Source organism: Priestia sp. P1_B12_1, from assembly GCF_056406695.1.
Genome location: NZ_JBFTZR010000003.1, coordinates 110,281 through 134,384, shown reverse-complemented (window position 1 = coordinate 134,384; position 24,104 = coordinate 110,281). Strand labels below are relative to the sequence as shown.

Genomic DNA, 24,104 nt, shown 5'->3' with positions numbered 1-24,104 from the left:
TTAGAATAAAGTGAGAAGACAACCTCTTTTCATGGTCTTATTAAAACCAAGCAGACACACACACTTTACAAAGAGTGGGGACATCCCTGTTTCTTTGGGGAGTCATTGTGTCCTGCTTGGTTTTTTTCGCGTAGAGCGCTGTGAAATATAAAAAGAAAAGGAGGAAACAAAATGAACAAAATCATCACGCGCGAAGAAGCAATAGAAAAAATAACGGATGGCGCACGCATTATGGTAGGTGGATTTGGTCTCGTTGGAAGCCCGCTTAGTCTGATTGAAGCGATTGCCAAATCAAACCTTAAAGATTTAGAGATTATTAGTAATAACCTCGGTGAACCTGGAAAAGGATTAGGTGTATTGGTTCAAAAAAAACAAGTAAAAAAAGCCATAGGTTCTTATTTTACTTCCAACCCTGAAGTTGTACAAGCTTATCAACAACAAGAACTCCAAGTGGAGCTCATCCCGCAAGGAACAATGTCCGAGGCTATTAGGGCAGGAGGTGCGGGCATCGGAGGATTTTATACGCCTGTGAGCGTAGGGACTCAGCTGGCGGAAGGAAAAGAAGAACGAGTATTAAAAGGAAAGAAATATGTTTTGCAAGAATCGCTGCACGCAGATGTAGCTCTAATAAAAGCTAAAAAAGCAGATCGACTCGGAAATCTTATTTACAGCAAATCAGCAAGAAACTTTAATCCAATGATGGCAACGGCTGCTGATATCGTGATTGCAGAAGTAGAAGAAGTTGTTGAAGTTGGACAGATTTCTCCTGAAGAAATTGTAACTCCTCATTTATACGTTACTTATATCGTAGTGAAAGGAGAAAATTAAGATGAACGTCAAACAATATATTGCTGCGCGTGCTGCAAAAGAGCTTTGTCACGGAGATACAGTGAACTTAGGGATCGGCATTCCTACTTTAGTTGCTAATTATATTTCACCCGATGTTCACGTGTTTTTACATTCAGAAAACGGGATTCTTGGCGTTGGCCCTACTCCTGAAGAAGATTATATAGATCCAGAACTTGTGAATGCTGGAAAGCTGCCCGTCACGGTTTTAGAAGGTGCCTCATTTTTTAACAGCGCTGATTCTTTTGCCATGATACGCGGAGGCCATGTGAATGTATCGATTCTTGGAGTGCTTCAAGTAGATGAAACAGGCCGAATTGCGAACTGGGCTGTTCCGGGGAAAAGTGTTCTTGGCGTAGGAGGAGCAATGGATTTATTAGAAGGCTCAAAAAAAGTGATTGTTACGACTCTTCATACGAACAGCCAAGGAGAGTCAAAGCTGGTTGAGGAGTTAACTTATCCGCTTACTTCAGAGAGACGAGTCGATATGATTATTACAGAATTAGCTGTCTTTTCGGTAACAGACCATGGTCTTGAACTTCTTGAAACAGCTCCGGGTGTTTCTTTAGAGACAGTGCAACAAAAAACACAGGCTTCTTTTCGCGTTTCTAAATTATTTAATAAAAACAATGAGGTGACAGCATAATGGCAGTGATTGTAAATGCATTTCGAACGCCTATTGGAAAGTTTGGCGGTTCGCTTGCAGATACGCTTCCAGAAGAACTAGTCTCTCTTGTGATGAAAAACAATTTGTCTTCAGCGGGATATACGTCAGAGATTGTTGATGAAATCATTGTCGGACAGACGAAACAAAGCGCTCATGCTCCTAATATAGCGAGAGTAGCCGGGCTGAAAGCTCAATTCTCTGAACGTATTCCAGCTTATACCGTGCACCGCCAGTGCGGTTCAGGCATGCAGGCTGTAATGAATGGAGCTATGTCCATTTTATCAGGTCAAGCCGAAGTGGTATTAGCCGGAGGAGTGGAAAGCATGTCTCAAGCACCGCACTATACGGTAGGCACTCGTTTTGGTTTTCACGTTGGTGATTTAACACTCTATGACTCTAATACAGAAAGTCAGCCAAAATCACAGCCTGAAACGTTATACGGAACGTTTACGATGGGACAGACGGCCGAGTGGCTCGCTGAAAAATATAGTATTAGCCGCACGGAACAAGATGAGTTTGCTTTTTATAGTCAGGAAAAAGCTAGGCGGGCTATAGAACTTGATTTGTTTGAAGAAGAAATTATCCCGGTAGCTGTAAAAGAAGGAAAAAAAGGTATGAGGCATTTTGCAACAGATGAATTTCCTCGTCTTACTAGCAAAGAAAAGCTTGGTGCGCTTAAGCCTGTTTTTCAAAGAAATGGAACGGTTACAGCCGGCAATTCATCCGGCAGAAACGATGGCGCTTCGATGCTGCTGCTGATGTCGGAAGAAAAAGCTGAGCACCTTGGATTAACGCCTATGGCAAAGATTGTGTCGTTTGCCGCAGCGGGCGTCTCTCCAAAGGAAATGGGAATTGGCCCCGTTTCTGCTTCGCAAGTTGCTTTAAATAAAGTCGGTTTAAGCTTAGGTGATATAGACTTGATTGAATTAAACGAAGCATTTGCCGCTCAAAGTATTGCTTGCTTAAGAGAATGGGACATCACATCAGAAAAAGTGAATGTAAACGGAGGAGCGATTGCGCTTGGACACCCTTTAGGATGCTCCGGGGCAAGAATTATAACAACTCTGTGTCATGAGCTCCAAAAGCAAAAAAGACGATACGGTCTGGCTACTATTTGCGTTGCAGGAGGATTAGGAATGGCGATGGTGGTGGAAAGATGGACGAAATAACAAGAGACTATGTGTTTCATAGAGATTTAACAAAAAAGTACCCAATGATTACACACGGTGAAGGAAGCTACTTAATAGATGAACAAGGCAAAAAGTATTTAGACGGCTGCTCCGGGGCCGTGGCGGCAAATTTAGGGCACGGCATTGCGCAAATAGCCGAGGCGATGGCGGAGCAAGCAAAAAAAGCGGCGTTTGTTCATACATTGCGTTTTGAAACGAATGTTTTGCATAAACTTTCGGAAAAAATTGGTAAAATGGCGCCGCTTCATTTGAACAAAGTCTATTTTACATCAGGAGGATCAGAAGCTAATGAAAGTGCATTAAAATTAGCAAGGCAATATCACAGAGATGCCGGAAATATGCAAAAACACATCGTAATCGGAAGGTGGCAGTCCTATCACGGAAATACGATAGGGGCACTATCAGCTGGAGGAGATGTAAAAAGACGATATCCTTATACACCCAACCTTTTACATTTTGCGCACGTCTATTCTCCGTATTGTCATCGCTGTCCGTATAATCGCAATCAAGAAGACTGCGTGGCAAATCAAAACTGGAGCTGCATCACCGATATTGAACGAACTATTTTAGAGCTTGGTCCAGAAAATATTTCAGCTTTTATCGCAGAGCCCATTGTAGGAAGTCAGCAAGGAGCTGTTGTACCTCCGCTTGACTATTTCAAAAAAGTACGTGAGCTCTGCAGCCGCTATGACATTCTTTTGATTGTTGATGAAGTGATGACAGGCTTCGGGAGAACGGGAACTGATTTTGCAGTGGAACAATTCGGAATTGAACCGGATATCCTAACGTTTGGTAAAGGAGTTTCAGCTGGGTACGCTCCTTTAGGAGGAATGATTGTCCATGACCGCCTGATTCAAGGTCTGTTAGAAAATAGCAGCGGGAAATTTCTTCATGGCTATACGTACAGTGGACATCCTGTTTCAATAGCGGCAGGCCTTGCTGCTTTGGATATGTACGAAGAAATGAATATCCTTCAAAACGTTGAAACTCAAGGCGCGTATTTAATGGAATGTTTAGTAGCTCTGCAGCGCAAGTATCCTTATATTTCAGGTATTCGCGGCCGCGGACTTTTAATTGGATTAGAACTAATGAAAGATGCCAATCAACAGATATTTTTCGAGCCACGTGAAGCAGCCAGTGAAAAGCTCAATGAAATTTGTATGGAGCTTGGAGGCGTCTTTTATCCAGGATCCGGATCTATAGATGGACATAAAGGAGAGCATATCATTATCAGTCCTCCTTTAAATATAACGAAATCAGAAGTTGATGAAATAGTGAGATTGCTAGATCATGCGTTTTCTATTTTTCATCAGCACATAAGAAAGGATGAGTCATATGAAAGTGCAAAGTAAAACAGAAGAGCTTCAAACCAAAGGAAAAAAACATTTATCACCGGTGATGACAAGAGTAACAGAGCTTGTTATTGAAAAAGCGCACGGTGCAAAATTTTGGACAGCTGATGGCAAGGAATATATTGATTTTGTATCAGGAGTAGCTGTCAATGCAGTGGGTCATACGCATGAAAAGATGGTAGAAGCGATAAAAAAACAAGCAGATCAGCTGCTTCATCTAGGCTTAAACTACGGCTATTACGAAACAGCAGTGAATTTGGCGGAAAAACTTGCGCAAATTACGCCTGGAAACTTAGACACGGTGTTTTTTTCAAACTCAGGCGCAGAAGCCATTGATGGTGCGCTCAAATTAGCAAAAGCGGCAACTGGCAGGCCAGCAATCATTGCTTTTGAAGGTTCTTTTCACGGTCGTACACTAGGAGCTACAGCTATTACGGCTTCAAGTTCAAAATACCGCAGCTACTACGAGCCGATTTTAGGAGAAGTGTATCACGTTCCTTATCCGTATCCAAGTCAGCTTCCTAATGTTGACGAGGAAGATGCAGAAGCATATTGCTTAAATCAACTGCAAAAGCTGTTTGAACTGCGAGTGGATCCTTCCCGCGTAGCAGCGATTGTAATTGAGCCAGTTATGGGCGAAGGAGGCTATTACCCTGCTCCTTCTAGCTTTTTACGCGCACTGAGAGACATAGCGAATGATTACGGCATTCTGCTTATTTTTGATGAAGTGCAAACGGGATTTGGGCGCACTGGAAAAATGTTTGCCGCAGAACATGCTGGAGTCACACCAGATATTTTAGTTTTAGCAAAAGCTCTTTCCGGTGGCATGCCTTTAGGAGCCATTGTAGCAAGCCGAGAACTGCATGAGAAATGGCCAACAGCTGGACATGGTTCTACTTTTGGAGGAAATCCAGTATCGTGCGCAGCTGCTTTAGCTAATATTTCAATCATTGAAGAAGAAAAGCTTGTAGAGCGCAGCGAAAAAGTAGGCGCGGATATCGTGAAACGTCTTCAGCATTCTATCGGACATTTACCTGCCATTAAAGAAGTTAGAGGAATTGGTATGATGATTGGTATTGAATTTCATGTTGAAACAGCAGCTGCTTATGTCCCTGTTATTAAATCAAAAGCGCTGGAAAAAAGACTGTTAATTATGAACTGCGGAGTCAAAGGGCAAACCATTCGTTTAATGCTGCCGCTAAATATTGATAAAGACGTGCTGGATCAAGGGCTGTCTTTACTAGAAGAAGCCATTACAGAAGCAGTTTCAATTAACTAGCTTTTTAAATGAAAAGGAGGGTAACAATATGAGTCAGACTAAAACTGAACTGTTACAAGGAAATTTATATATTAACGGCGAGTGGGTAAGTGAAGAGGAGCAAACCTATTTTGAAAGTATAAACCCTGCAACACAAGAGCTCGTCGGAACGTGCGCAGCCGCTACGGCTAGTCAAGTCGATGATGCGGTAAGAGCGGCTAGTACAGCTTACAGCCATTGGAAAAATACATCTATTCCTGAACGTGCAGCATTTTTAACAAAAGCAGCTGAGATTTTTGAAGACCGAAAAGAAGAGCTAGCTCAAGTGATGACAAAAGAGATGGGAAAACCGCTATCAGAATCCATAGGCGAAGTTGGTGTCGTCATTGCAACAGCTCAGTATATGGCGGGAGAAGGAAGACGTTTGTTTGGCGAAATAGTGCCCGCTGGCTTTCCTGACAGAGATATAAAAATGATTCGCGAACCGCTTGGAGTTGTGGCATGTATTACACCTTGGAACTTTCCTGTTTCTCTCGCTTCTTATAAAATGTTTGCCGCTTTAATCGCTGGCAATACCGTTGTCTGGAAGCCGGCTTCAGAAGTGGCGCTCTCAGCGAAGATTTTTATGGAAGTATTGCACGCTGCGGGGCTTCCAAAAGGAACAATTAACTTGCTTACAGGATCGGGCAGAATCGTTGGACAAAAGCTTGCTACGCACTCTGAAGTGAAAATCATCTCATTTACAGGTTCTACGGAAGTTGGTCAGCAGTTAGCAGAAATGAGCAGCAAAACCTTAAAGCGTATTTCTTTAGAGCTAGGAGGAAAAAACGCTGTTATTGTATTAAAGGATGCCGATTTGGATAAAGCAGCAGAAGGAATTGTTAAATCAGCATTTACGACCACAGGGCAGCGCTGTACCGCAGCTAGCAGAGTCATCGTGGAGCGTTCAGTAAAAGAAGAGCTTTTGAAAAAAGTAATAGCTCTTACAAAAGAAATGAAGATTGGAAATGGCCTTGAACAAGGAGTTGTGATAGGTCCGCTTGTTAATGAACAGCAGTGCCGTTTAGTAGAAAATTACGTACAAAAAGCGGTGGAAGAAGGCGGAAATATTGCTCTCGGAGGTCATGCTTTATCAGAGTTAGGAACTTGTTATTACATGCCTACAATTATTGATAACGTCAGTTCGAACCACACGATTGCTCAAGAAGAAATTTTTGGTCCCGTGCTTGCTTTTATTGAAGTAGATGGCTACCAAGAAGCAATGAGCGTCAATAATGGAACAATGTATGGGCTCTCCACTTCTATTTATACAAGCAGCTTGCACTATGCCAGCCGAGCTGCAAAAGACGCTGTTAGCGGATTAGTCTATATCAATAACGGAACATCTAATGCTGAAATGGGGGTAGCGTTCGGAGGAATGAAAATGTCTGGCAACGGCCACAGGGAAGTTTCTCATCATGCGTTTGATGTGATGACAGAATGGAAGTCTGTCTATACCAACTATTAATCTCGCACCTTAGCGAAAAGGAGGAGCACATGTCTTCATATCGCATTGGCATTGCCTTTTTTTATCATGAATCTCACAGCTTTAGTCCATTAAAAACAGAAATAGAACACTTTGTACAAGAAGGATATTTTGTTGGAACGGAAATATATAAAGCATACTCAGGAACCAAAACAGAAGTAGGGGGATTTTTGGATGTGTTAAAGCAAGAGAAGCAAGTAGAGATCGTTCCCCTTGTTTGTGCAGCTGCAGTTCCGTCTGGGGTTGTATCTTCGGCGGCTTATTACACAATTGAAAAGCAAATGCTGCATGCGCTTACTCACGCCGGCCCGCTAGATGGCTTATTAATTGCTTTGCACGGCGCAATGGTAGTAGAGCATCTTTTCGATCCTGAAGCTCATTTGTTAAGTCAAATAAGAAGCTTTATAGGAAGCGACGTTCCCATTGCTACTACGCTCGATATGCACGCAAATATCAGTGAAGATATGCTTACGTACACGCCGCTTCATTTCGGTTTTAAAACATATCCTCATGTTGATATGTACGAACAAGGAGTGAACGCTGCGCGAGCACTTTTAACACAAGTAAAAGAAAGCGCTATCTATTATGCGTCTTTTAAAAAATTGCCTATGCTTTTGCCGTCGATTAATATGCGAACAGCAGAAGGCCCTATGAAAAAAATGATTGACCTTGCTAAGCAAGCTGAGCAAGAAGCAGACGTATACAATGTTTCCATTTTTGGAGGCTTTCCGTATTCTGATATTCCAATTGCCGCAGCAAGCGTGCTCGTAACAGCTTTGAATCCTGAAATAGCAGAAAAAACAGCAAAGAAACTAGCTTCTCAGTTTTGGAGTATAAAAGAAGAGTTTATCGTGGATTTGCCTACCGTTGAAGAAGGTCTGCAAACAGCGTTAAAACTATCAAGCGAACAGCCAATTGTGCTTGCTGATATAGCGGACAATCCTTTAAGCTGCGGAAGCGGCGACACAACAGAGCTTTTGGAATACATGCTGAAGCTAAATATGCCAGGGACACTGTTTGGAGGTCTTTATGACCCTGAATCTATTAAACAATGCGTGCAAGCAGGAGTTGGGAACTACGTCTCTCTTTCCTTAGGAGGAAAAGTTTCTCCTGAGTTCGGAAAGCCCGTTGAAGTTGAGGCGAAGGTCGTTGCTTTGTCGGAAGGTGAGTTTTACAATTCGGGACCGTTTAATCAGCATTTAAAAGTAAATGTAAAAGGTGCAGCTCACATTCAAGTAGGAGAATTAGACATTTTGCTGATTGGAAGGCCGGTATCAGCCAATGATCCTGAACTTTTTCGCCATATTGGCATTGAGCCAGCGACGAAAAAAATCATTGGTTTAAAAGCTAAAAATCATTTCAGAGCTGCTTTTGAACCGCTTGTAGGATCTATCATCTATGTGGATGCGCCAGGCGTAGCGTCAAATCGCTTAACGACCTTTAAGTATCAGCACATTCCAAAACCAATATGGCCGCTGCAAGATGTCAAGTATGAAAGTGAAAAAAGGAGGAAAGAAAAATGGATGCATTAAAAGAGCAGTATCATATCGAAGTGCCGGAATCGTTAACTCCTGAACAGCAAAAGATGATGATCGAACTTGAAAAAGATGCGTTTCCGGGCATGGGAGCCGTGGATGAACAGACGCTTGTACCTTTAGCGCGCTACGGAAAGCTCATTCAATATTTCCAGGAAAATGACGCAAGGCCAATTGCCATTTGCGAGCTGCTTCGAGATTACAAAGATGTCACAAAAGCTTATATCTTTGGGTTCTACGTCCGCTCTGATAAACAAGGAAGCGGAATTGGACAGCTGTTCTTAGAAGAAATATTTTCGATTCTACAAAAAGATAGTTTTGAAAGCGTTTGTTTGACTGTGAATGTAAAAAATGAAGGTGCTGTGAAGCTGTATAAAAAAATGGGCTTTACGATTAAAGAAACGCGAGCAGGAGAGTTTGGCGAAGGAGAAGATCGCTATTATATGGTGCGGTCAATTTCTTAATAGAACATCTATTCAAAAAATGAACTTTGGAGGGAATATAAAATGAAAAATACATTATATAAAGCAAGCAGACATTGGAAGGAAATTGAGCTTTGGAAAGATGTAACGGACGAGCAGTGGAACGACTGGGTATGGCAGCTGACAAACACGATTAAAACATTGGAAGATTTGAAGAAAGTGATCAATTTAACACCTCAAGAAGAAGAAGGCGTTAAAATTGCAACCAAAACGATTCCGTTAAACATCACTCCTTATTACGCATGGTTAATGGATGAGAACGATCCGAAATGTCCAATCAGAATGCAGTCCGTTCCTATTTCAGAAGAACTGCATAAGACAAGGTATGATTTAGAAGATCCGCTTCATGAAGATGAAGATTCACCGGTTCCTGGCTTAACGCACCGCTATCCAGACCGCGTGCTGTTTTTAGTTACAAATCAGTGCTCTATGTACTGCCGCTACTGTACAAGAAGACGTTTTTCAGGACAAATTGGCATGGGCGTTCCAAAAAAACAGCTGGATACAGCTATTAATTACATTGCTGCCAACCCTCAAATCCGTGATGTATTAATTTCCGGAGGAGACGGCCTATTAATCAATGATAATATTTTAGAATATATTTTGAAAAATTTGCGCGATATTCCGCACGTAGAAATTATTCGTATCGGTACAAGAGCACCTGTGGTGTTCCCGCAGCGCATTACAGAAAATCTTTGCAACATCTTAAAGAAATATCATCCGGTTTGGCTGAATACGCACTTCAACACATCAATTGAAATTACAGAAGAATCAAAGCGTGCTTGTGAAATGCTTTCCAACGCAGGAGTACCAGTTGGAAACCAAGCGGTTATTTTAGCCGGAATTAACGACAGCGTGCCAATCATGAAGCAGCTTATGCATGATTTAGTAAAAATTCGCGTGAGACCTTACTACATTTATCAATGTGATTTATCAGAAGGAATCGGCCATTTCCGTGCGCCAATCAGTAAAGGACTAGAAATTATGGAAGGACTTCGCGGCCATACGTCCGGCTATGCAGTTCCTACGTTTATCGTGGATGCTCCTGGAGGAGGCGGTAAAATTCCGCTGCAGCCAAACTACATTATTTCTCAAAGCTCCAATAAAGTTGTGCTTCGAAACTTTGAAGGTGTTATTACGTCTTATCCGGAGCCGCAAAATTACCAAAGTGGCAGCGCAGAAGAATTTTATAAAAAAGTATATCCTGAAGTGTTTGAAAAATTTGAAAGCAACGGTGTTCTTTCGATTATTGATGATACAAAGTTCAACTTAACGCCGGAAGGTCTAAACCGTCTTGACCGCCGGAAAACGTATGACCAAAATCCAGAGCATAGCTCTTTAAAAGACAAGCGTGAAAAGCGCGATCAATTAAAAGAGAAAAAATTTGAAACGCAAATGAAAAAATACGAAACGGCGGGAGCGAAGGAGGAATAATGTTGAAATGCCAATGGTGCGAATCATATGAAGCGAAAGAGACGGATGCAACGGTTTATTGGGAGCTTCCTGACGGCACAAAAGCTATAGAAATTAAAGAGACGCCTTCCATTACATGTTCAGAATGCGGGATTACGTATCAAACAGATGAAACGGTTGGGCACATTGAAGATCAACTGTTTTTAATTAACACCTCTGCCTTAGAAAAAAGTGTAACGTACGAACAGCTTATGAGCCTGCCTCGTCTATTAAAACGAAACTACTTTGATTTTTCAAAGTAAGCAATGAAGAGTCCATCTCCTGCTTTTTGTGGGAGATGGATATTCTTATACGCTTTACATTAAACATGTGCGCATAGTTCATTTATAAAGGTGGGATAAGTATGGAAGCGGTCGATATAAATCGTAATGAAGAAGAAAAGAAGCAGGACGATAAGCATATAAAACGCCATTTAAAAGCGCGTCATATGACCATGATTGCCATTGGAGGGTCAATCGGAACGGGCTTATTTCTAGCTACCGGATCATCCATCCAAACTGCTGGACCTGGAGGAGCGCTGATTGCTTACGGGGCTATTGGAATTATGGTTTACTTTCTCATGACTAGTCTTGGAGAAATGGCCACGTTTATGCCGGTATCAGGTTCTTTTTCAACGTACGCCAGTCATTATGTAGACCCAGCTCTCGGCTTTGCGCTCGGCTGGAACTACTGGTTTAACTGGGCTGTTACGCTCGCTGTAGAAATAGCTGCTTCTGCTATTATCATGAAGTTTTGGTTCCCTGATGTGCCAAGTATTATCTGGAGCGCTTTGTTTTTAGGCTTAATTTTTTTACTTAATTTCCTATCTGTAAAAAGCTATGGAGAATCTGAATATTGGTTTGCTCTCGTAAAAGTAGTAACCATCATTGTGTTTATCGGAGTGGGCCTTCTGACCATATTTGGCATTTTCGGCGGTGAATATATCGGTTTTAAAAACTTTACATTAGAAGAAGCGCCGGTCAACGGCGGATTTCTGTCCGTACTAAGCATTTTCTTTATCGCGGGATTTTCTTTTCAAGGTACAGAGCTAGTCGGCATTGCGGCGGGGGAAAGTGAAAACCCTCAAAAAAATATCCCAAAAGCCATTCGCCAAGTCTTTTGGCGCATTCTTCTATTTTATATTGCAGCCATTGCTGTAATTGGGCTTATCATTCCTTACACAAGTCCATCTCTTCTAGGAGGAGATGTGGATAACATTGCTGTTAGTCCATTTACGCTTGTTTTTGAAAAAGCAGGAATTGCTGCAGCTGCTTCAGTGATGAATGCTGTTATTCTTACGTCGGTTTTATCAGCCGGAACTTCTGGCTTATATGCTTCTACGCGAATGTTATGGTCCATGGCCAATGAAGGGCAAGCGCCTAAAGCGCTTCGAAAAATTAATCGTCGAGGAATTCCAGTAAACGCGCTTGTTTTAACCACTATCATTGGCGGTCTTGCCTTTTTAACATCAATTTTTGGCGATCAAATGTATATGTGGCTTTTAAACGCTTCAGGCATGAGCGGATTTATTGCGTGGATTGGTATTGCCGTCAGCCACTATCGTTTCCGAAAAGCATATGTTGCTTCAGGACGGGATATAAATGAACTGGCTTATAAAGCAAAATGGTTTCCTCTAGGTCCTGTTCTTGCATTTGGAATGTGCCTCATCGTTATTCTAGGACAGAATTATCAAGCGGTACTTTCCGACAAAATTGATTGGTACGGCTTGACGGTCTCATACATCGGTCTGCCTCTCTTTTTAGCGACGTGGTGGGGATATAAAATAGCAAAGAAAACCAAGGTTGTACCTTTGCATGAGTGTATCCAAAGAGAAGATAAGAAATAAAAAGCTATACGGCTAACGATAAGCAAAAAAAGGTGAATCTCGGACAACAAGGTTCACCTTTTTTGAGTAGAAGTTACCAAAAAATTTATGTCAATCTTAACAATAAAGGGTATATAAAAAAGAAAGACAAAATGTTAATAAAATTACAAATAAAGAAAATTATTCTATAATGATGAAAAGAAATGTTAATTAAAGGGGAGGTATAAAATGTTTACACCAACTATCAGTGTCCGAAAAATAAATGATAATCTCATTATAAAATGGCAGCTTTCACACTTTACGATTCCTTTAGAAGACATTCTTGAAGTAACGGAAGATGACACGTACGGAGGCAAAGAAGTAAACGCCATTCGAATTGGCCCTCCGTACGGAACAACTGACCGCGTCTTTATAAAAACGACCAATAAAAACTATCTGTTATTTACCTCAAACGCACCGGCTATATTAAACGAAATAAATTCATAACGACCATTACTAAATACGAGATATATAGGAGAGAAAAAATTGAAGATTAGCCGTACTTTCGATGCTGATACAATTGCCAAGCTTAATCAGTCTGTTCATCAACTGCATGTAGAATTATACCCCGAGCACTTTCAAACATATGATTTTCAGAAGATACATGAATTTTTTAAGAACGTGATGAAAGACGATAGATTTATCTTTCTTTTAGGAGAAAACGAAGGTCAGCATGTGGGATTCGCTTGGCTGGAAATAAAGCAGTATTCAGAGACAGTGTTTAAAAAGACTTACAAGTCAATTTATGTTCATCAAATAAACATCGCAGAACCCTACAAAAACAAAGGGTTTGGTTCGAGTTTGATGAAAGAAATTTATAGCATTGCTCGTGAAAAAGAGATCACTACAATTGAGTTAGATTACTGGAGTGACAATACGATTGCCGAGAGCTTTTACGAAAAAGAAGGATTTGTTACGTATAGAAAAATGGCTTATAAAGAACTTTAAAGAGAGCATTTACTTGCTCTCTTTTTTATATCTAAGAAGCCATTTTCTTCATTTTAATTACTCAATAAAATAAAGTACGCGATTTGAGAACTTAACTCTTGAAAAATTTTTGTTTTACATTTATACTTACATTCTTGTTCGCGTAATGCGACAACTCACTTTATATTCAACTAGGAGGTATACAGATAGTATGGAAAATTTCATTTATCATAATCCCACAAAATTAATCTTCGGAAAAGATCAGCTTCAAGCATTATCAGAAGAGCTCCCGAAATACGGAAAAAATATTTTGCTTGTTTACGGCGGAGGAAGCATTAAGAAAAATGGTTTATACGATCAAGTTCTTACGCTGTTAAAAGAGTTAAACGTAAATATACATGAGTTAGCGGGCGTAGAGCCAAATCCCCGACTATCTACGGTACGAAAAGGAATTGAAATTTGCCGAAATGAAAACATTGACTTCATGTTAGCAGTCGGCGGTGGAAGCGTGATTGACTGCACAAAAGCAATCGCTGCCGGAGCTGAGTATGAAGGAGACGTTTGGGATATTATTAACAAAAAAGTAACGGCTACAAAAGCACTGCCGTTTGGAACGGTATTAACATTGGCAGCAACAGGTTCTGAAATGAATCCTGATTCTGTTATTACGAATTGGGAAACAAATGAAAAATACGTTTGGGGAAGTGCCGTTACGCATCCTGTATTTTCGATATTAGATCCTGTAAACACGATGTCTGTTCCTAGAGATCAAACTATCTACGGCATGGTAGACATGATGAGCCATGTGTTCGAACAATATTTCCATAACGTGAAAAATACGCCTTTACAAGATCGTATGTGCTATTCTGTATTACAAACAGTAATTGAAACAGCACCGAAATTACTAGAAGATCTGCAAAGCTATGAGCACCGCGAAACGATTTTATATTCCGGAACAATCGCATTAAACGGAACACTTCAAATGGGCTACTTTGGCGATTGGGCTTCACATACAATTGAACACGCAGTATCAGCGGTATATGACATTCCTCATGCAGGCGGTTTAGCAATCCTATTTCCAAATTGGATGCGACACGTTGTAGATCAAGATGTAACGCGTATGAAGCGTGTAATGACAAGCATGTTCGATATTGAAACTGCAGGTAAAAGCGACAAAGAAATCGCATTAGAAGGAATCGATAAACTAAGCGCTTTTTGGTCAAGCCTTGGTGCACCTTCTCGCTTAGCAGATTACGATATCGGAGAAGAGAGACTAGACGAAATTGCTGGAATTGCTGCTCGTGAAATGGAGTACGGAGGTTTCGGTAACTTTAAAAAACTAAATAAAGATGCTATTTTAGCTATTTTAAAAGCGTCACTGTAAAGTGAAAAACAAAAAAGAAGGAGACATCTGTCTTCTTCTTTTTTGTTTTATCTTATAAATGACTGGAAATTAAGTAGAGCAGGAAGAATGGTTTTTTTCTCAAATTTCAGTTAACAACTAAAAGAAAAGCCTTATAATTAAGTACAGAAAGAAAGTTTTAGAGAATTTAAGGGAGTGGGGAGATGAAAAAGTTTGCGCTGGCTTCATATGCGCTTTATTTGCTGGGCGGATTAGTCATTACAGCCGTAGGGTCCGTCTTACCGCAATTGTTAACGCATTATCATGTGTCCTATACAGTTGGCGGGCAGCTTGTATTATTAGGTTCTTTAGGATTTTTGATAGGAGTTCCGCTATCTTCTTTTCTATTAGGACGCTTCAGAGAAATGAATTTACTTACAGTTTCTGCACTAATGATAGCGTTATCACAAATAGGCATGCTTTTATTGCCGCCATTTGAGTGGATTATTGCATTCAATTTTTTAAACGGTATTGGTGTAGCCGCATTGGAAGTAGTTGTAGCTACTTTAATGATGGAAGTATTTATCGGTAGAAGAGCTATTGTTATGAGCTATTTAGAAGTATCATTTGGTCTAGGTGCGCTGTTGATGCCGTTAGTAGCTAGCTTATTGATTTCAGAGAACAGCTGGAGGTTTTCATTTTTTATAACGAGTGTACTAGCTTTACTAATGGTTGTGGTTTGTAAAATGATTCCTTTTAAAAAAGAGACTGTTCTAACTTCAGAAAGCGATGCTTCAGACGCCAACTCAGAACCTGCGCCTGTGCTTGCTAAAAATCAAAGATGGAAAATACTTGCTCTTTTTAGTGTGATGATTTTTATGTACGCTGGAGTAGAAAGCAGTATGAATAATTTTCTTTCGTCTATTTTTATCGCGTATCTAGATGTAATTCCGTCACAGGCTACTTTGAGCATAAGCGTTTTTTGGGTGGCTATGCTAATAGGACGAGTGGCTACTGGATGGATTATTCGAATTGTTACATACGAACGTTATCTTTTTGGCAGCATTGGAGGAACAATTGTGAGTTTAGTGCTGTTTATTGTGTTAAAAGAAGCAGTAGCAGGCTATATTTTATTAGGGTTTTTAGGGCTTGCAATGTCAGGTATCTATTCGATAACGATGGTATATGCTAACCATACGTTTACTGGATCTGCTCGTATTGTAACAAGTTTAATTACTGGTTTTTCAGGGCTTGGAGGAGCTGTTTTCCCTGCACTTATTGGCTTTACTATGGATGTAAGCGGAATTACCTCAGCACTTTGGTACATAACAGCTTTTGCATGTTTATATCTTCTGGCGCTTTGCATCATTTTTTTCGCTCAGCGTGATGCCAAACAAAAAGCTAATAATCATTTGCAGCCTATGAAATAAATGCTACGTCAAAAAAAGAAGTGAATTATAAGTTCACTTCTTTTTCTTTTCTCTTTCGTTATAGTAAACAAAAAGGGTTCACATAAATTCAAACAAGAAAGTAAAAAATGGATATATCTATGAAAAAGGAGCGCAATATGAAAGAAGTGAAGTTTAACTCAAGGGACACCTTGAGTCAAAAACAAGAAAATGTTCAAATTATAAAAGCAGAAAACGTGCAGCCTCAACAAGCACGTGAAACGTTGGATAAACATTTGCTTCTTCTTCACCGTACCGCTAAGCCTGTTGCGATTCAAGAAACAGTAGCAGATAGCTTTCATGGAGGAGTAGCTTTTAGAAATGATATTAACTTTATTCCTGCTGGAGCTGACAGCACTTGCGAATGGAAAGAACCGCTATCTTTTTTGCGTGTTGAGTTAGATCCTCAAACCGTTAAAGAAATAGCTGATAAAGAAAACTTATCTTCTAGGCTTGATTTAAGCTATTACCTTAGAAATCAAGATTATAAAATGCAGCAGCTGCTTTTATGGCTTAGCGAAGAAGTCGAACAGGGGAATCCCCAAGGAAAACTGTACATTGACTCAGTTACAAATTTAATTATTTATCAGATTTTAAAACAGCATAACGATAGTCAGCCCAATTTCCTTGGTAAGAATCCGGGACTTGAGCATTTAAAAATAGCGATGGAATACATGCAAGACCACTATGCTGAATCAATTACATTAGATAAGTTAACTCGTTTGTCTAATTTAAGTCCCTCTCATTTCATTAACAGCTTTAAACAAACGCTAGGCGTAACGCCCCATCAATACTTGCTTAAGATTCGGATCGAAAGAGCAAAAGAAAAATTGCAAAGTTCTAGTTTGCCGCTTAGTGAAATTGCTTATGAATTAGGCTTTACAGATCAAAGCCATTTCTCAAGGCACTTTAAGAAAATAACCGGAATGTCCCCGCTTAAGTGGAAACAAAATTTTGTACAAAAATAACCGAATTTTGTACAAGAAAACGACTTGAATATCTCCTAAAATAAACGTGTAAAGCGATTTAAGAGGAGATGTTTAAGTGAAAATCATCTCCGTACTATAAAGATCATACACAGTATAGGAGAGATCATAATGAAAGTATTAGTAAATATATTTCACCCTAATTTAGCAGAATCTAACGTTAATAAAGCGTGGATGAAGCGATTAGAGAAGGAAGATGTCACAGTTAATAATATCTATGAGCGCTATCCAAATTGGGAAATTGATGTAGAAAAAGAACAAGAGCTTTTATTAAAGCATGACCGCATCGTTTTTCAATTTCCTTTTTACTGGTATAGTACACCTCCGTTAATGAAGAAATGGTTGGACGATGTGTTAACTTTCGGCTGGGCCTACGGTACGAATGGTACTCAACTGCACGGAAAAGAATTTGTGTTGGCAATTTCAGTGGGGGGGCCGCAAAAGTCATACAGAGCAGGAGGTTATAATAACTATACGATCAGTGAGTTAACAAAACCGCTGCAACAAACGGCTAACTTAACGGGCATGAAGTTTCTTACTCACTTTGTTCAATACAATTCGGTTGTAGCTACCGAAAAAGAGATTAGTGAAAGTGCGGAAGGCTTAGTTCAGCATATAAAGGATCCCGCATTAAACCCCGACGTTGCATTAAAAAGAATACTAAATGAGATGGCTGAAAAAGATGTAACTTTATAAATGGTTAATATCTATTTTAATAAAAAATAAAAAAAGAAAGGTTGAATCTATGTCGACCTTTCTTTTTTTTAGAAAAATTCTCATTAAATTTTTTCTAACAATATCTTTATAATCAAATAGCAAAATTCCTGCTTTTAGTTTCGCTTTAGTATTAACCCTATAAACCATTCTTTTCTTTACTTTTTACTAATATATTAAATATTCTATATATTCCTAATGTTATATAAAATTAAATTGACAAATATATGAAGCGGTCATTAGAATTTAGTCATCGAACAGTGAAGAGCTGTTTAAAAGTAGGGGGGAAGTAAATGCCGTTACAAAATAAGCATCTAGCAGTTGTGTTACAAAATACATATTTACCGTTTATTTTTGAAGAAGCAGAAGCTCTCGGAATTAACGTGACGTTTTTTTATAACCAAGAAGAAGTAGAACCTAAGCATCTTAAAAACGTACAAAATTTCATACCTATCGATTTATTTCACACCCCAGACAAAGCTCTTGAGATTATTAAAGCAGAGCATCATAAAAATCCTTTTGACGGCATTATGACATTATATGAGCCTGCATTAGAGTTTGTATCTCAGCTGACAGAAGAGTTAAACTTACCGGGCTTATCACCATTTGTGATTAGTAACTGTCGCAACAAACAGAAGATGAGAGAGGTTTTAAAAGATAATGATCTTAACACTCCGTATTTTAAAGAGGTTGAAAATACGGAGGAATTAAAGAATCTTTCACTGCCTTATCCTGTCGTAGTAAAACCTTCTAACGGATTTTCCAGTCAAGGTGTATCACGAGCGAATAATAAAAAAGAACTAATTGACAGCGTAGAAAAAGTGAGACGTGTAAATGAAGAAGACCTAAGTAAATTCACAAAAAATAAAACGGGCATGGTAATTGAACAATTTATAGACGGACCAGAGTTTGCTATTGAGACGTTTTCTGTAGAAGGAGAAGTTTATGTACTTTCTATAGGTTATAAAGGAAATTCCAAAGGACCTTTCTTTGAAGAAGGAGTTTATATAGCTCCAGCTCAGCTAGAAGAAAACGTTTGGCAATCTATTGCACAAGAAGCAGCTAGAGCAGCAAATGCTTTAGGAATTGAGAATGGCCCGGCTCATATTGAATTACGCCTGGACCCAGCAGGAAAACCTTATGTAATTGAAATAGGAGCGCGCATTGGAGGATCTGGGATTTCTCATTATATCGTAAAGGAAAGTACAGGTATTAACTATATGGAGCTAGTTTTTTACTATGTATTAGGAGAAAAACCTTCTGTATTAAAAAATGAAAAAAAACGAAAGAAAGTGGTAGGCAACTACATTATCCCTGTGCAAGGTCATGGGATTTTCAAAGAAATTCGAGGCTTAGAAGACGTGCGTAGAGATACTGAAGTAAAAAGGGTTATTCAATTTATAACTAAAGGGACAGACATTTTACCATATCCGCACTTTTCAGGGTACCCTGGATTTATTTTAACCACTCATGACTCTTATTCCGACTGTGAGCAGTATTACAGCTATTTAGATAACAAAGTAAAAATCGTTTATAAAAATAAAGTAAACGCATAGGGGGTATCAAAGGCTATGATAGTTGCAGAGTCGTCTAGTAAGAAAAATAAGCAGCTTCAAAAAATTAGCATTATCCATACCTTAGGGCCTGAAGGAACAAATTGTGAAAAAGCAGGCTATCTGTGGTTTGAACGCCAAAGCATACAAGGTCAGGTCTTTTTGCACCAAACGTTGGAAGAAGCTTTAGTTCATGTGAAAGAAACAGAGAGTTCTGCTCTTCTAGGCTGCGCTGTATATCCTTACTTACATGATATTGTGTTCAAAAATTTAACTAGTTTAGAGCTAGTAGATAGCTTTATTATGCCAACGTATAACATGGTGCTTGCCTCAAAAGAAGAGGTGATAACAAACAACAACCTGTTAATTGCTTCACATCCTGCCCCTGTTAATTTAGCTCATTCCATCAGTCCTAATGTTCAGTTAGTAAATAGTAATGCTCAAGCGGCGATTGATTGCTTAGAAGGAAAGGTAGACGCATGTATTACAACAAGTAAAGCCGCTAACGAGCAGGGGTTAACAGTTGTAAAAGATTTTGGAGAAGTGCCGATGTGTTTTACGCTCCACGGAAGAAAATAGGCACAACTTAAAAAAAGAAATAAGGTGAAACAGTGATTTCTAAATTAACCCGTATTCATGTCCATCTTTTGTTTTGTCTATTAGCTGTCATCGGGGGAACGACATGGGCTTTTCAAAAGACTGGATTAAAAGATAGCTTGCCTCTATGGTCAGCAGGTATGAGGTTTTTAATTGCTAGTTTAATAATTGCCCTCTACCTCTTACTCACAAAAAAAATGGCCGTTTCAAAAGAAGTAGTAATCATTTCAGCATTAAACGGAATTTTGTATTTTGCTCTACCGTTTGGTTCTGTTTATTGGGCATCCGTCTATTTGCCAAGCGGGCTTGTTTCCGTTTTAGCTGCCAGCATTTCAGTGTTTGCTCTTTTATTTAATCGCCTATTCAAAGGAACACCAGCTACAAAAGGACAAAAGCTAGGTGTAGTCATGTGCTTAATTGGTATGAGCGTTGTATTTGGAAATCAGCTGTTTATACAGGGAAATGTGATTCAAATAGTAGCCATGATCGTCATTTTAATGGCTATGCTAGGTTCTGCTTTTATAACTGTTCAAGTTCAATCTCGCATAAAATCCTTGCCTATTATGACCTTTAATTCTTTTTCGATGCTAAGTGGAGGCGCTTGTTTACTGATTGTTAGTTTATTTGTGGAAAATGGAAATCGCACTTTCTCGGGGATTAGCCTTATCTCATTATTATACTTGGCCATTATAGGGTCGGTCGTAGGGTTTTCTATTAATATTTATTTATTAAAAAAATGGCATATATCAAAAGCAACAGCGCATTTATTTATTTCACCGGTTATCGCCTTATATGTAGGATTTGTCTTTTTAGGTGAAACATTAAACAAACAGGTCTATATAGGTACAGCGTTTGTAATAGCAGGGGTTATATTTATTAACTTGAAAAAGCAAATAGAGAAAAACACAAATAACTCTACTCTTACATCATCTAAAAATTTTTCTGCTAAGTAGCTGTTCTAAAAAAGGAGTGTTTTAATCATGTTAACAAAAAATCATACTCAAAGTTTAGTGGAGTTATTAAACGATAAAATAGTACCTGCTCTATATGAGATAAGAAAATATCAGGGCCCAAATGGAGAGGTCAAAAGAAATTACGAAAAAGCTAGAGAGCTCTTATTAAAAGTAGTTGCTGAAACTGAAACAATATATAACTCTTTAAATTTACCTGAAGTGTGGAATGCATTAAAAAATGACGTATGTGATTGGATTGAAAGAGGACTCGATCAAGCTCCTTATTTTGATCAAACTTTAATTGCTTATAGCCCGCCTGCAAACGGGGAGGCGACGTTCTTTTTAGGACCGATTGTAACGCCTAATGGCCCTACAAAAAGAGGATTTTATTTAGAAGCCTTTATCGCTGTTCGCGATGAACCTGAAATCATGAAATCCATCGAAACAGACCTTCCTCATCCTAAAAATGGATGTGAATCTTTAAAGCTGTTGGCTGGTACTCAAGGATTTATGGAAGGGAAGTGTATTGTGTTTTTCCCTGAGAATGTAAAAACAAAAGAAAAGGTAACAAGTCAAAACTTCGCGATATTTTTCTTTAATAAATTTCACAGCATATACAATGAGGATACATTAAAAAGAGCTTCTTCTATCTTTCCTGATTTCAACTTTAAATCTCATACTATGAATAGAGAAGACACTTATCAGGCAAGGGTAATCTGGGGATATTTGCATGATTATTATCATCACTGCGGAAATAAACCTTTTGACCAACATATACAGGCGAAAATGAATTTTTTTGCAGGCATACTAGAAGAAGTTAAAGTAGATTGCCAGACGGTGCTGGCTCTTCATAAAAAAAAATATCCTTTTTGGGAAGAGATAACGGAATTTGTTCTCTTTGAACGACTTTTAAGATACCCTAGTCAGCATAATGCACCTCGAAACTTTGATTCTGGAACAGGTTTTTTTCTTTTTAGCTGGCTAGTTGCAAACGGGCGTTCAATATCCCGAAAAGGAGACCATGCTTATTTAGATTTACACATATGCTTAAAAGAACTGGATCTTTTAGTAAAAGAAATTGAAGAACTTGAAACGATTCAAAGTGACCTTGACTATAAAGAAGAAGCTGAACAGTATGTTCGAAAATACTTATTACCTAGTGAGAACGGTGATAAATTTTTTATCCCGGACAATTACTTTATTAATCAGCAAAATAAAAAGATTGAAGTTCCATACTTACTATTCAATGACTATAATCTTTAAGGAGAAGGTGCACTAGTGACTGCTTTGCATTTAAGTAAAATAGGAAACAAAATGACTAATAAAGTAGGCGTTCGCGCTATTATGCATGACATCCAAGAAGTGCTCAATTCCAATCTCAATCAATATATGAATTTAAGTGCTGGCAACCCCGCCATCCTCCCTCAAGTTTATGAAATGTGGGAAGAAGCTTTAAGAGATATTGTGAACGACAAACAATTAAAAAATTTGATTAGCCAATATGGTTCTAGTTACGGTACGCATGAATTAATTGATTGCATAAGAGAATACTTCTTTACGAATTATCGTATTAAACTGGACAGAGAACAAGTCTTGATCACGTCGGGAAGTCAAAATCTCTTTTTTTTAGCTTTAAATTCGTTTTGCGGTACAAGTAAAGAAGGAAGAGTAAAAAAAGCATTAATACCTATGCTGCCAGATTACGCTGGGTATAGTGGAGTCGCGCTCGAGGAAGGTGTAATAGAAGGAATTCCTCCTATCCTTTCAAAGCTTGATCGTCATACGTTTCGCTATGAATTTAACAAACAAGCATTTAAAGATAAAATAGCTCAGGACCCAGACATCGGAGCTGTTGTATTATCAAGACCTAATAACCCAAGCGGCAACATCCTTTCCGAAGAAGCCGTACAGCTTATATCCCAAGTTTGCAAGGACTATCACATTCCATTGCTAATTGATTCAGCTTACGCACCGCCTTTTCCTGCTATTAATTTTATTGAAATGGATCCAATTATACAGGATAATATCATTCACTGCATGAGTCTTTCTAAAGCCGGATTGCCTGGAGAGAGAATAGGAATTGCTATAGGAAAAAGTGAGTTCATAAAAGTAATGGAAGCATTTCAATCAAATATTTTGATTCACTCTTCTAGGTTAGGTCAGCGAATGGTGGCTAGCACCTTAAAGAGCGGGCAGTTAGCCGGAATTTCAGCTGACTATATAAGAACTCATTATAAACAAAAACATGACTATTTAAAAAATCTTTTAACTACACGTATGCCGGATAATATTCCTTGGTATTTGCACAAAGCGGAAGGTTCGTTATTTGGCTGGCTTTGGTTAGAAGGTTTGCCTTTCAGTGATAGCGATCTATACAATAGATTAAAAGCAGAAAACTTGATTGTAGTACCAGGCGGCTCATTCTTTCACGGCAGCCAATCTTCTTCTCACAACCGGGAGTGCATTCGTATAAGTCTTACTGCTACAGATGAGGAGTTAAAGAAAGGAATTGATATTCTTTCTTCAGTAGTTAAGGAAATATACAGTTCAAACTTTATATTTTAAACAGAAAAAATAGAATTTCTTTAAGATTTAGAAGTGCAACTCATACGTAATCATAAAGGATTCTTTATAAGCTAAAGATTGTTTAAAGAAGACAATAACATCCAATTTCTTTTGGAATTGGATAATTTTTTACAATGAAAGACTCCTATATTTCTGCTAGCATATGAACCACGTCAAGAAATAGCAAGGAGGCTTTTTATTTTTATGATAAAGAAACTAGCAATCGCTATAGCGATGCTTATCCCAAGTTTTGGTGCAGGTTACTCAGCATTTGCTGCAGCGCCCGCTCATGAACAGCACGTTCAAGTAAATAAAAATGATAAAGAATTATTAGCTCGTCTCGTATCAGCCGAAGCCAAAGGAGAGCCTTATGCAGGCAAAGTAGCCGTGGCGACAGTTGTATTAAATAGAGTCGACAGCAGCAAATTCCCGGACACTGTAAAAGGCGTTATTTATCAAAAAGGTCAGTATAGTCCGGTCAGCAACGGTCAAATTAATAAACCTGCAGACAAAGATTCAAAAAAAGCTGTAGAAGAAGCAATTAACTTCCAAGGTCAAGGAAAAGGTTCATTATTCTTCTTTAATCCTGATAAAACGGGAGATCAATGGCTGCGCCAAAAACAAGAAACAATTAAAATAGGAAATCATGTATTTGCAAAATAATAAAAAAGCTAATGGCTAGCTGCGCGCTGCTATTAGCTTTTTTAGTTATGTACATAAAATAAACAGTAGAACAACCTTTAAAATTAGAATTTTATGGTAAAATATAAAAAGTTATTTGTAATTAAAAATATGAGGTGATAACGTGAAAGAGAATATGATGTTTGCTTGGATAGCTTCATGGTTAG

At 38.9% G+C, this 24,104-nt stretch carries 23 protein-coding genes; all 23 read left to right on the top strand.

Annotated features, from left to right (window positions below; translation table 11 throughout):
• Nucleotides 1–171: 171 nt before the first annotated feature.
• The 23 genes from AC1D0Y_RS11665 to AC1D0Y_RS11555 all read left to right on the top strand — a co-directional run bounded on the left by AC1D0Y_RS11665 (nucleotide 172) and on the right by AC1D0Y_RS11555 (nucleotide 23,919).
• Nucleotides 172–828, top strand: coding sequence for a CoA transferase subunit A (locus AC1D0Y_RS11665; RefSeq protein ID WP_102812714.1), 657 nt, complete (start codon nucleotides 172–174; stop codon nucleotides 826–828).
• 1 nt (nucleotide 829) lies between these two features.
• The gene (locus tag AC1D0Y_RS11660; RefSeq protein ID WP_098331705.1) at nucleotides 830–1,492 is read left to right on the top strand and encodes a 3-oxoacid CoA-transferase subunit B; all 663 of its coding nucleotides are present in this window, start codon (nucleotides 830–832) and stop codon (nucleotides 1,490–1,492) included.
• Nucleotides 1,492–2,682, top strand: coding sequence for a thiolase family protein (locus AC1D0Y_RS11655; protein ID WP_102812715.1), 1,191 nt, complete (start codon nucleotides 1,492–1,494; stop codon nucleotides 2,680–2,682). Before AC1D0Y_RS11660 ends, AC1D0Y_RS11655 begins: the two co-directional genes overlap by 1 nt.
• Nucleotides 2,670–4,055, top strand: a complete 1,386-nt coding sequence (locus AC1D0Y_RS11650; RefSeq protein ID WP_477707592.1) for an aminotransferase family protein — start codon at nucleotides 2,670–2,672, stop codon at nucleotides 4,053–4,055. The genes AC1D0Y_RS11655 and AC1D0Y_RS11650 overlap by 13 nt, the downstream gene beginning before the upstream one ends.
• A complete protein-coding gene (locus AC1D0Y_RS11645; RefSeq protein ID WP_028408517.1) occupies nucleotides 4,039–5,334 on the top strand; it encodes an aminotransferase class III-fold pyridoxal phosphate-dependent enzyme in 1,296 nt (431 codons plus the stop codon). The genes AC1D0Y_RS11650 and AC1D0Y_RS11645 overlap by 17 nt, the downstream gene beginning before the upstream one ends.
• A 28-nt stretch (nucleotides 5,335–5,362) precedes the next feature.
• Complete coding sequence (locus AC1D0Y_RS11640) at nucleotides 5,363–6,820, top strand: aldehyde dehydrogenase family protein (RefSeq protein WP_102812717.1); 1,458 nt, start codon at nucleotides 5,363–5,365, stop codon at nucleotides 6,818–6,820.
• 29 nt (nucleotides 6,821–6,849) lie between these two features.
• Nucleotides 6,850–8,370 carry a M81 family metallopeptidase gene (locus tag AC1D0Y_RS11635; RefSeq protein ID WP_477707591.1) on the top strand — a complete coding sequence of 507 codons (1,521 nt, stop codon included), beginning with the start codon at nucleotides 6,850–6,852 and terminating at the stop codon, nucleotides 8,368–8,370.
• Entirely contained in the window at nucleotides 8,358–8,837 is a 480-nt protein-coding gene (locus tag AC1D0Y_RS11630; RefSeq protein ID WP_028408514.1) for a GNAT family N-acetyltransferase, read from the top strand. The genes AC1D0Y_RS11635 and AC1D0Y_RS11630 overlap by 13 nt, the downstream gene beginning before the upstream one ends.
• 42 nt (nucleotides 8,838–8,879) lie before the next feature.
• Nucleotides 8,880–10,289 (top strand): lysine 2,3-aminomutase, encoded by a 1,410-nt coding sequence (gene kamA / locus AC1D0Y_RS11625; protein WP_028408513.1) that lies wholly within the window; start codon nucleotides 8,880–8,882, stop codon nucleotides 10,287–10,289.
• 2 nt (nucleotides 10,290–10,291) lie between these two features.
• Nucleotides 10,292–10,570, top strand: coding sequence for a YokU family protein (locus tag AC1D0Y_RS11620; protein ID WP_013057076.1), 279 nt, complete (start codon nucleotides 10,292–10,294; stop codon nucleotides 10,568–10,570).
• A gap of 101 nt (nucleotides 10,571–10,671) precedes the next feature.
• Complete coding sequence (locus AC1D0Y_RS11615; RefSeq protein WP_060745630.1) at nucleotides 10,672–12,153, top strand: amino acid permease; 1,482 nt, start codon at nucleotides 10,672–10,674, stop codon at nucleotides 12,151–12,153.
• 207 nt (nucleotides 12,154–12,360) lie between these two features.
• Complete coding sequence (locus AC1D0Y_RS11610; protein ID WP_060745629.1) at nucleotides 12,361–12,618, top strand: SunI/YnzG family protein; 258 nt, start codon at nucleotides 12,361–12,363, stop codon at nucleotides 12,616–12,618.
• Between the two features lie 39 nt (nucleotides 12,619–12,657).
• Nucleotides 12,658–13,119 (top strand): GNAT family N-acetyltransferase, encoded by a 462-nt coding sequence (locus AC1D0Y_RS11605; protein WP_060745628.1) that lies wholly within the window; start codon nucleotides 12,658–12,660, stop codon nucleotides 13,117–13,119.
• A gap of 190 nt (nucleotides 13,120–13,309) precedes the next feature.
• Complete coding sequence (locus tag AC1D0Y_RS11600; RefSeq protein WP_060745627.1) at nucleotides 13,310–14,482, top strand: iron-containing alcohol dehydrogenase; 1,173 nt, start codon at nucleotides 13,310–13,312, stop codon at nucleotides 14,480–14,482.
• Nucleotides 14,483–14,664: 182 nt separating this feature from the next.
• On the top strand, nucleotides 14,665–15,870 hold the full coding sequence (locus tag AC1D0Y_RS11595; protein WP_098578773.1) for an MFS transporter: 1,206 nt from the start codon (nucleotides 14,665–14,667) through the stop codon (nucleotides 15,868–15,870).
• 137 nt (nucleotides 15,871–16,007) lie between these two features.
• Nucleotides 16,008–16,856 carry an AraC family transcriptional regulator gene (locus tag AC1D0Y_RS11590; RefSeq protein WP_342839574.1) on the top strand — a complete coding sequence of 283 codons (849 nt, stop codon included), beginning with the start codon at nucleotides 16,008–16,010 and terminating at the stop codon, nucleotides 16,854–16,856.
• Between the two features lie 129 nt (nucleotides 16,857–16,985).
• Nucleotides 16,986–17,570 (top strand): NAD(P)H-dependent oxidoreductase, encoded by a 585-nt coding sequence (locus tag AC1D0Y_RS11585; protein WP_028408505.1) that lies wholly within the window; start codon nucleotides 16,986–16,988, stop codon nucleotides 17,568–17,570.
• A gap of 311 nt (nucleotides 17,571–17,881) precedes the next feature.
• A complete protein-coding gene (locus AC1D0Y_RS11580) occupies nucleotides 17,882–19,144 on the top strand; it encodes an ATP-grasp domain-containing protein (protein ID WP_028408504.1) in 1,263 nt (420 codons plus the stop codon).
• A gap of 15 nt (nucleotides 19,145–19,159) precedes the next feature.
• Nucleotides 19,160–19,720, top strand: a complete 561-nt coding sequence (locus AC1D0Y_RS11575) for a hypothetical protein (RefSeq protein WP_060745619.1) — start codon at nucleotides 19,160–19,162, stop codon at nucleotides 19,718–19,720.
• Between the two features lie 32 nt (nucleotides 19,721–19,752).
• Nucleotides 19,753–20,691, top strand: coding sequence for a DMT family transporter (locus AC1D0Y_RS11570; RefSeq protein WP_028408502.1), 939 nt, complete (start codon nucleotides 19,753–19,755; stop codon nucleotides 20,689–20,691).
• Nucleotides 20,692–20,718: 27 nt separating this feature from the next.
• Complete coding sequence (locus AC1D0Y_RS11565; protein WP_342839575.1) at nucleotides 20,719–21,954, top strand: DUF6421 family protein; 1,236 nt, start codon at nucleotides 20,719–20,721, stop codon at nucleotides 21,952–21,954.
• Nucleotides 21,955–21,969: 15 nt separating this feature from the next.
• Nucleotides 21,970–23,256 (top strand): valine--pyruvate transaminase, encoded by a 1,287-nt coding sequence (locus AC1D0Y_RS11560; protein ID WP_098249707.1) that lies wholly within the window; start codon nucleotides 21,970–21,972, stop codon nucleotides 23,254–23,256.
• Between the two features lie 204 nt (nucleotides 23,257–23,460).
• The gene (locus AC1D0Y_RS11555) at nucleotides 23,461–23,919 is read left to right on the top strand and encodes a cell wall hydrolase (protein WP_098790649.1); all 459 of its coding nucleotides are present in this window, start codon (nucleotides 23,461–23,463) and stop codon (nucleotides 23,917–23,919) included.
• Nucleotides 23,920–24,104 lie beyond the last annotated feature (185 nt).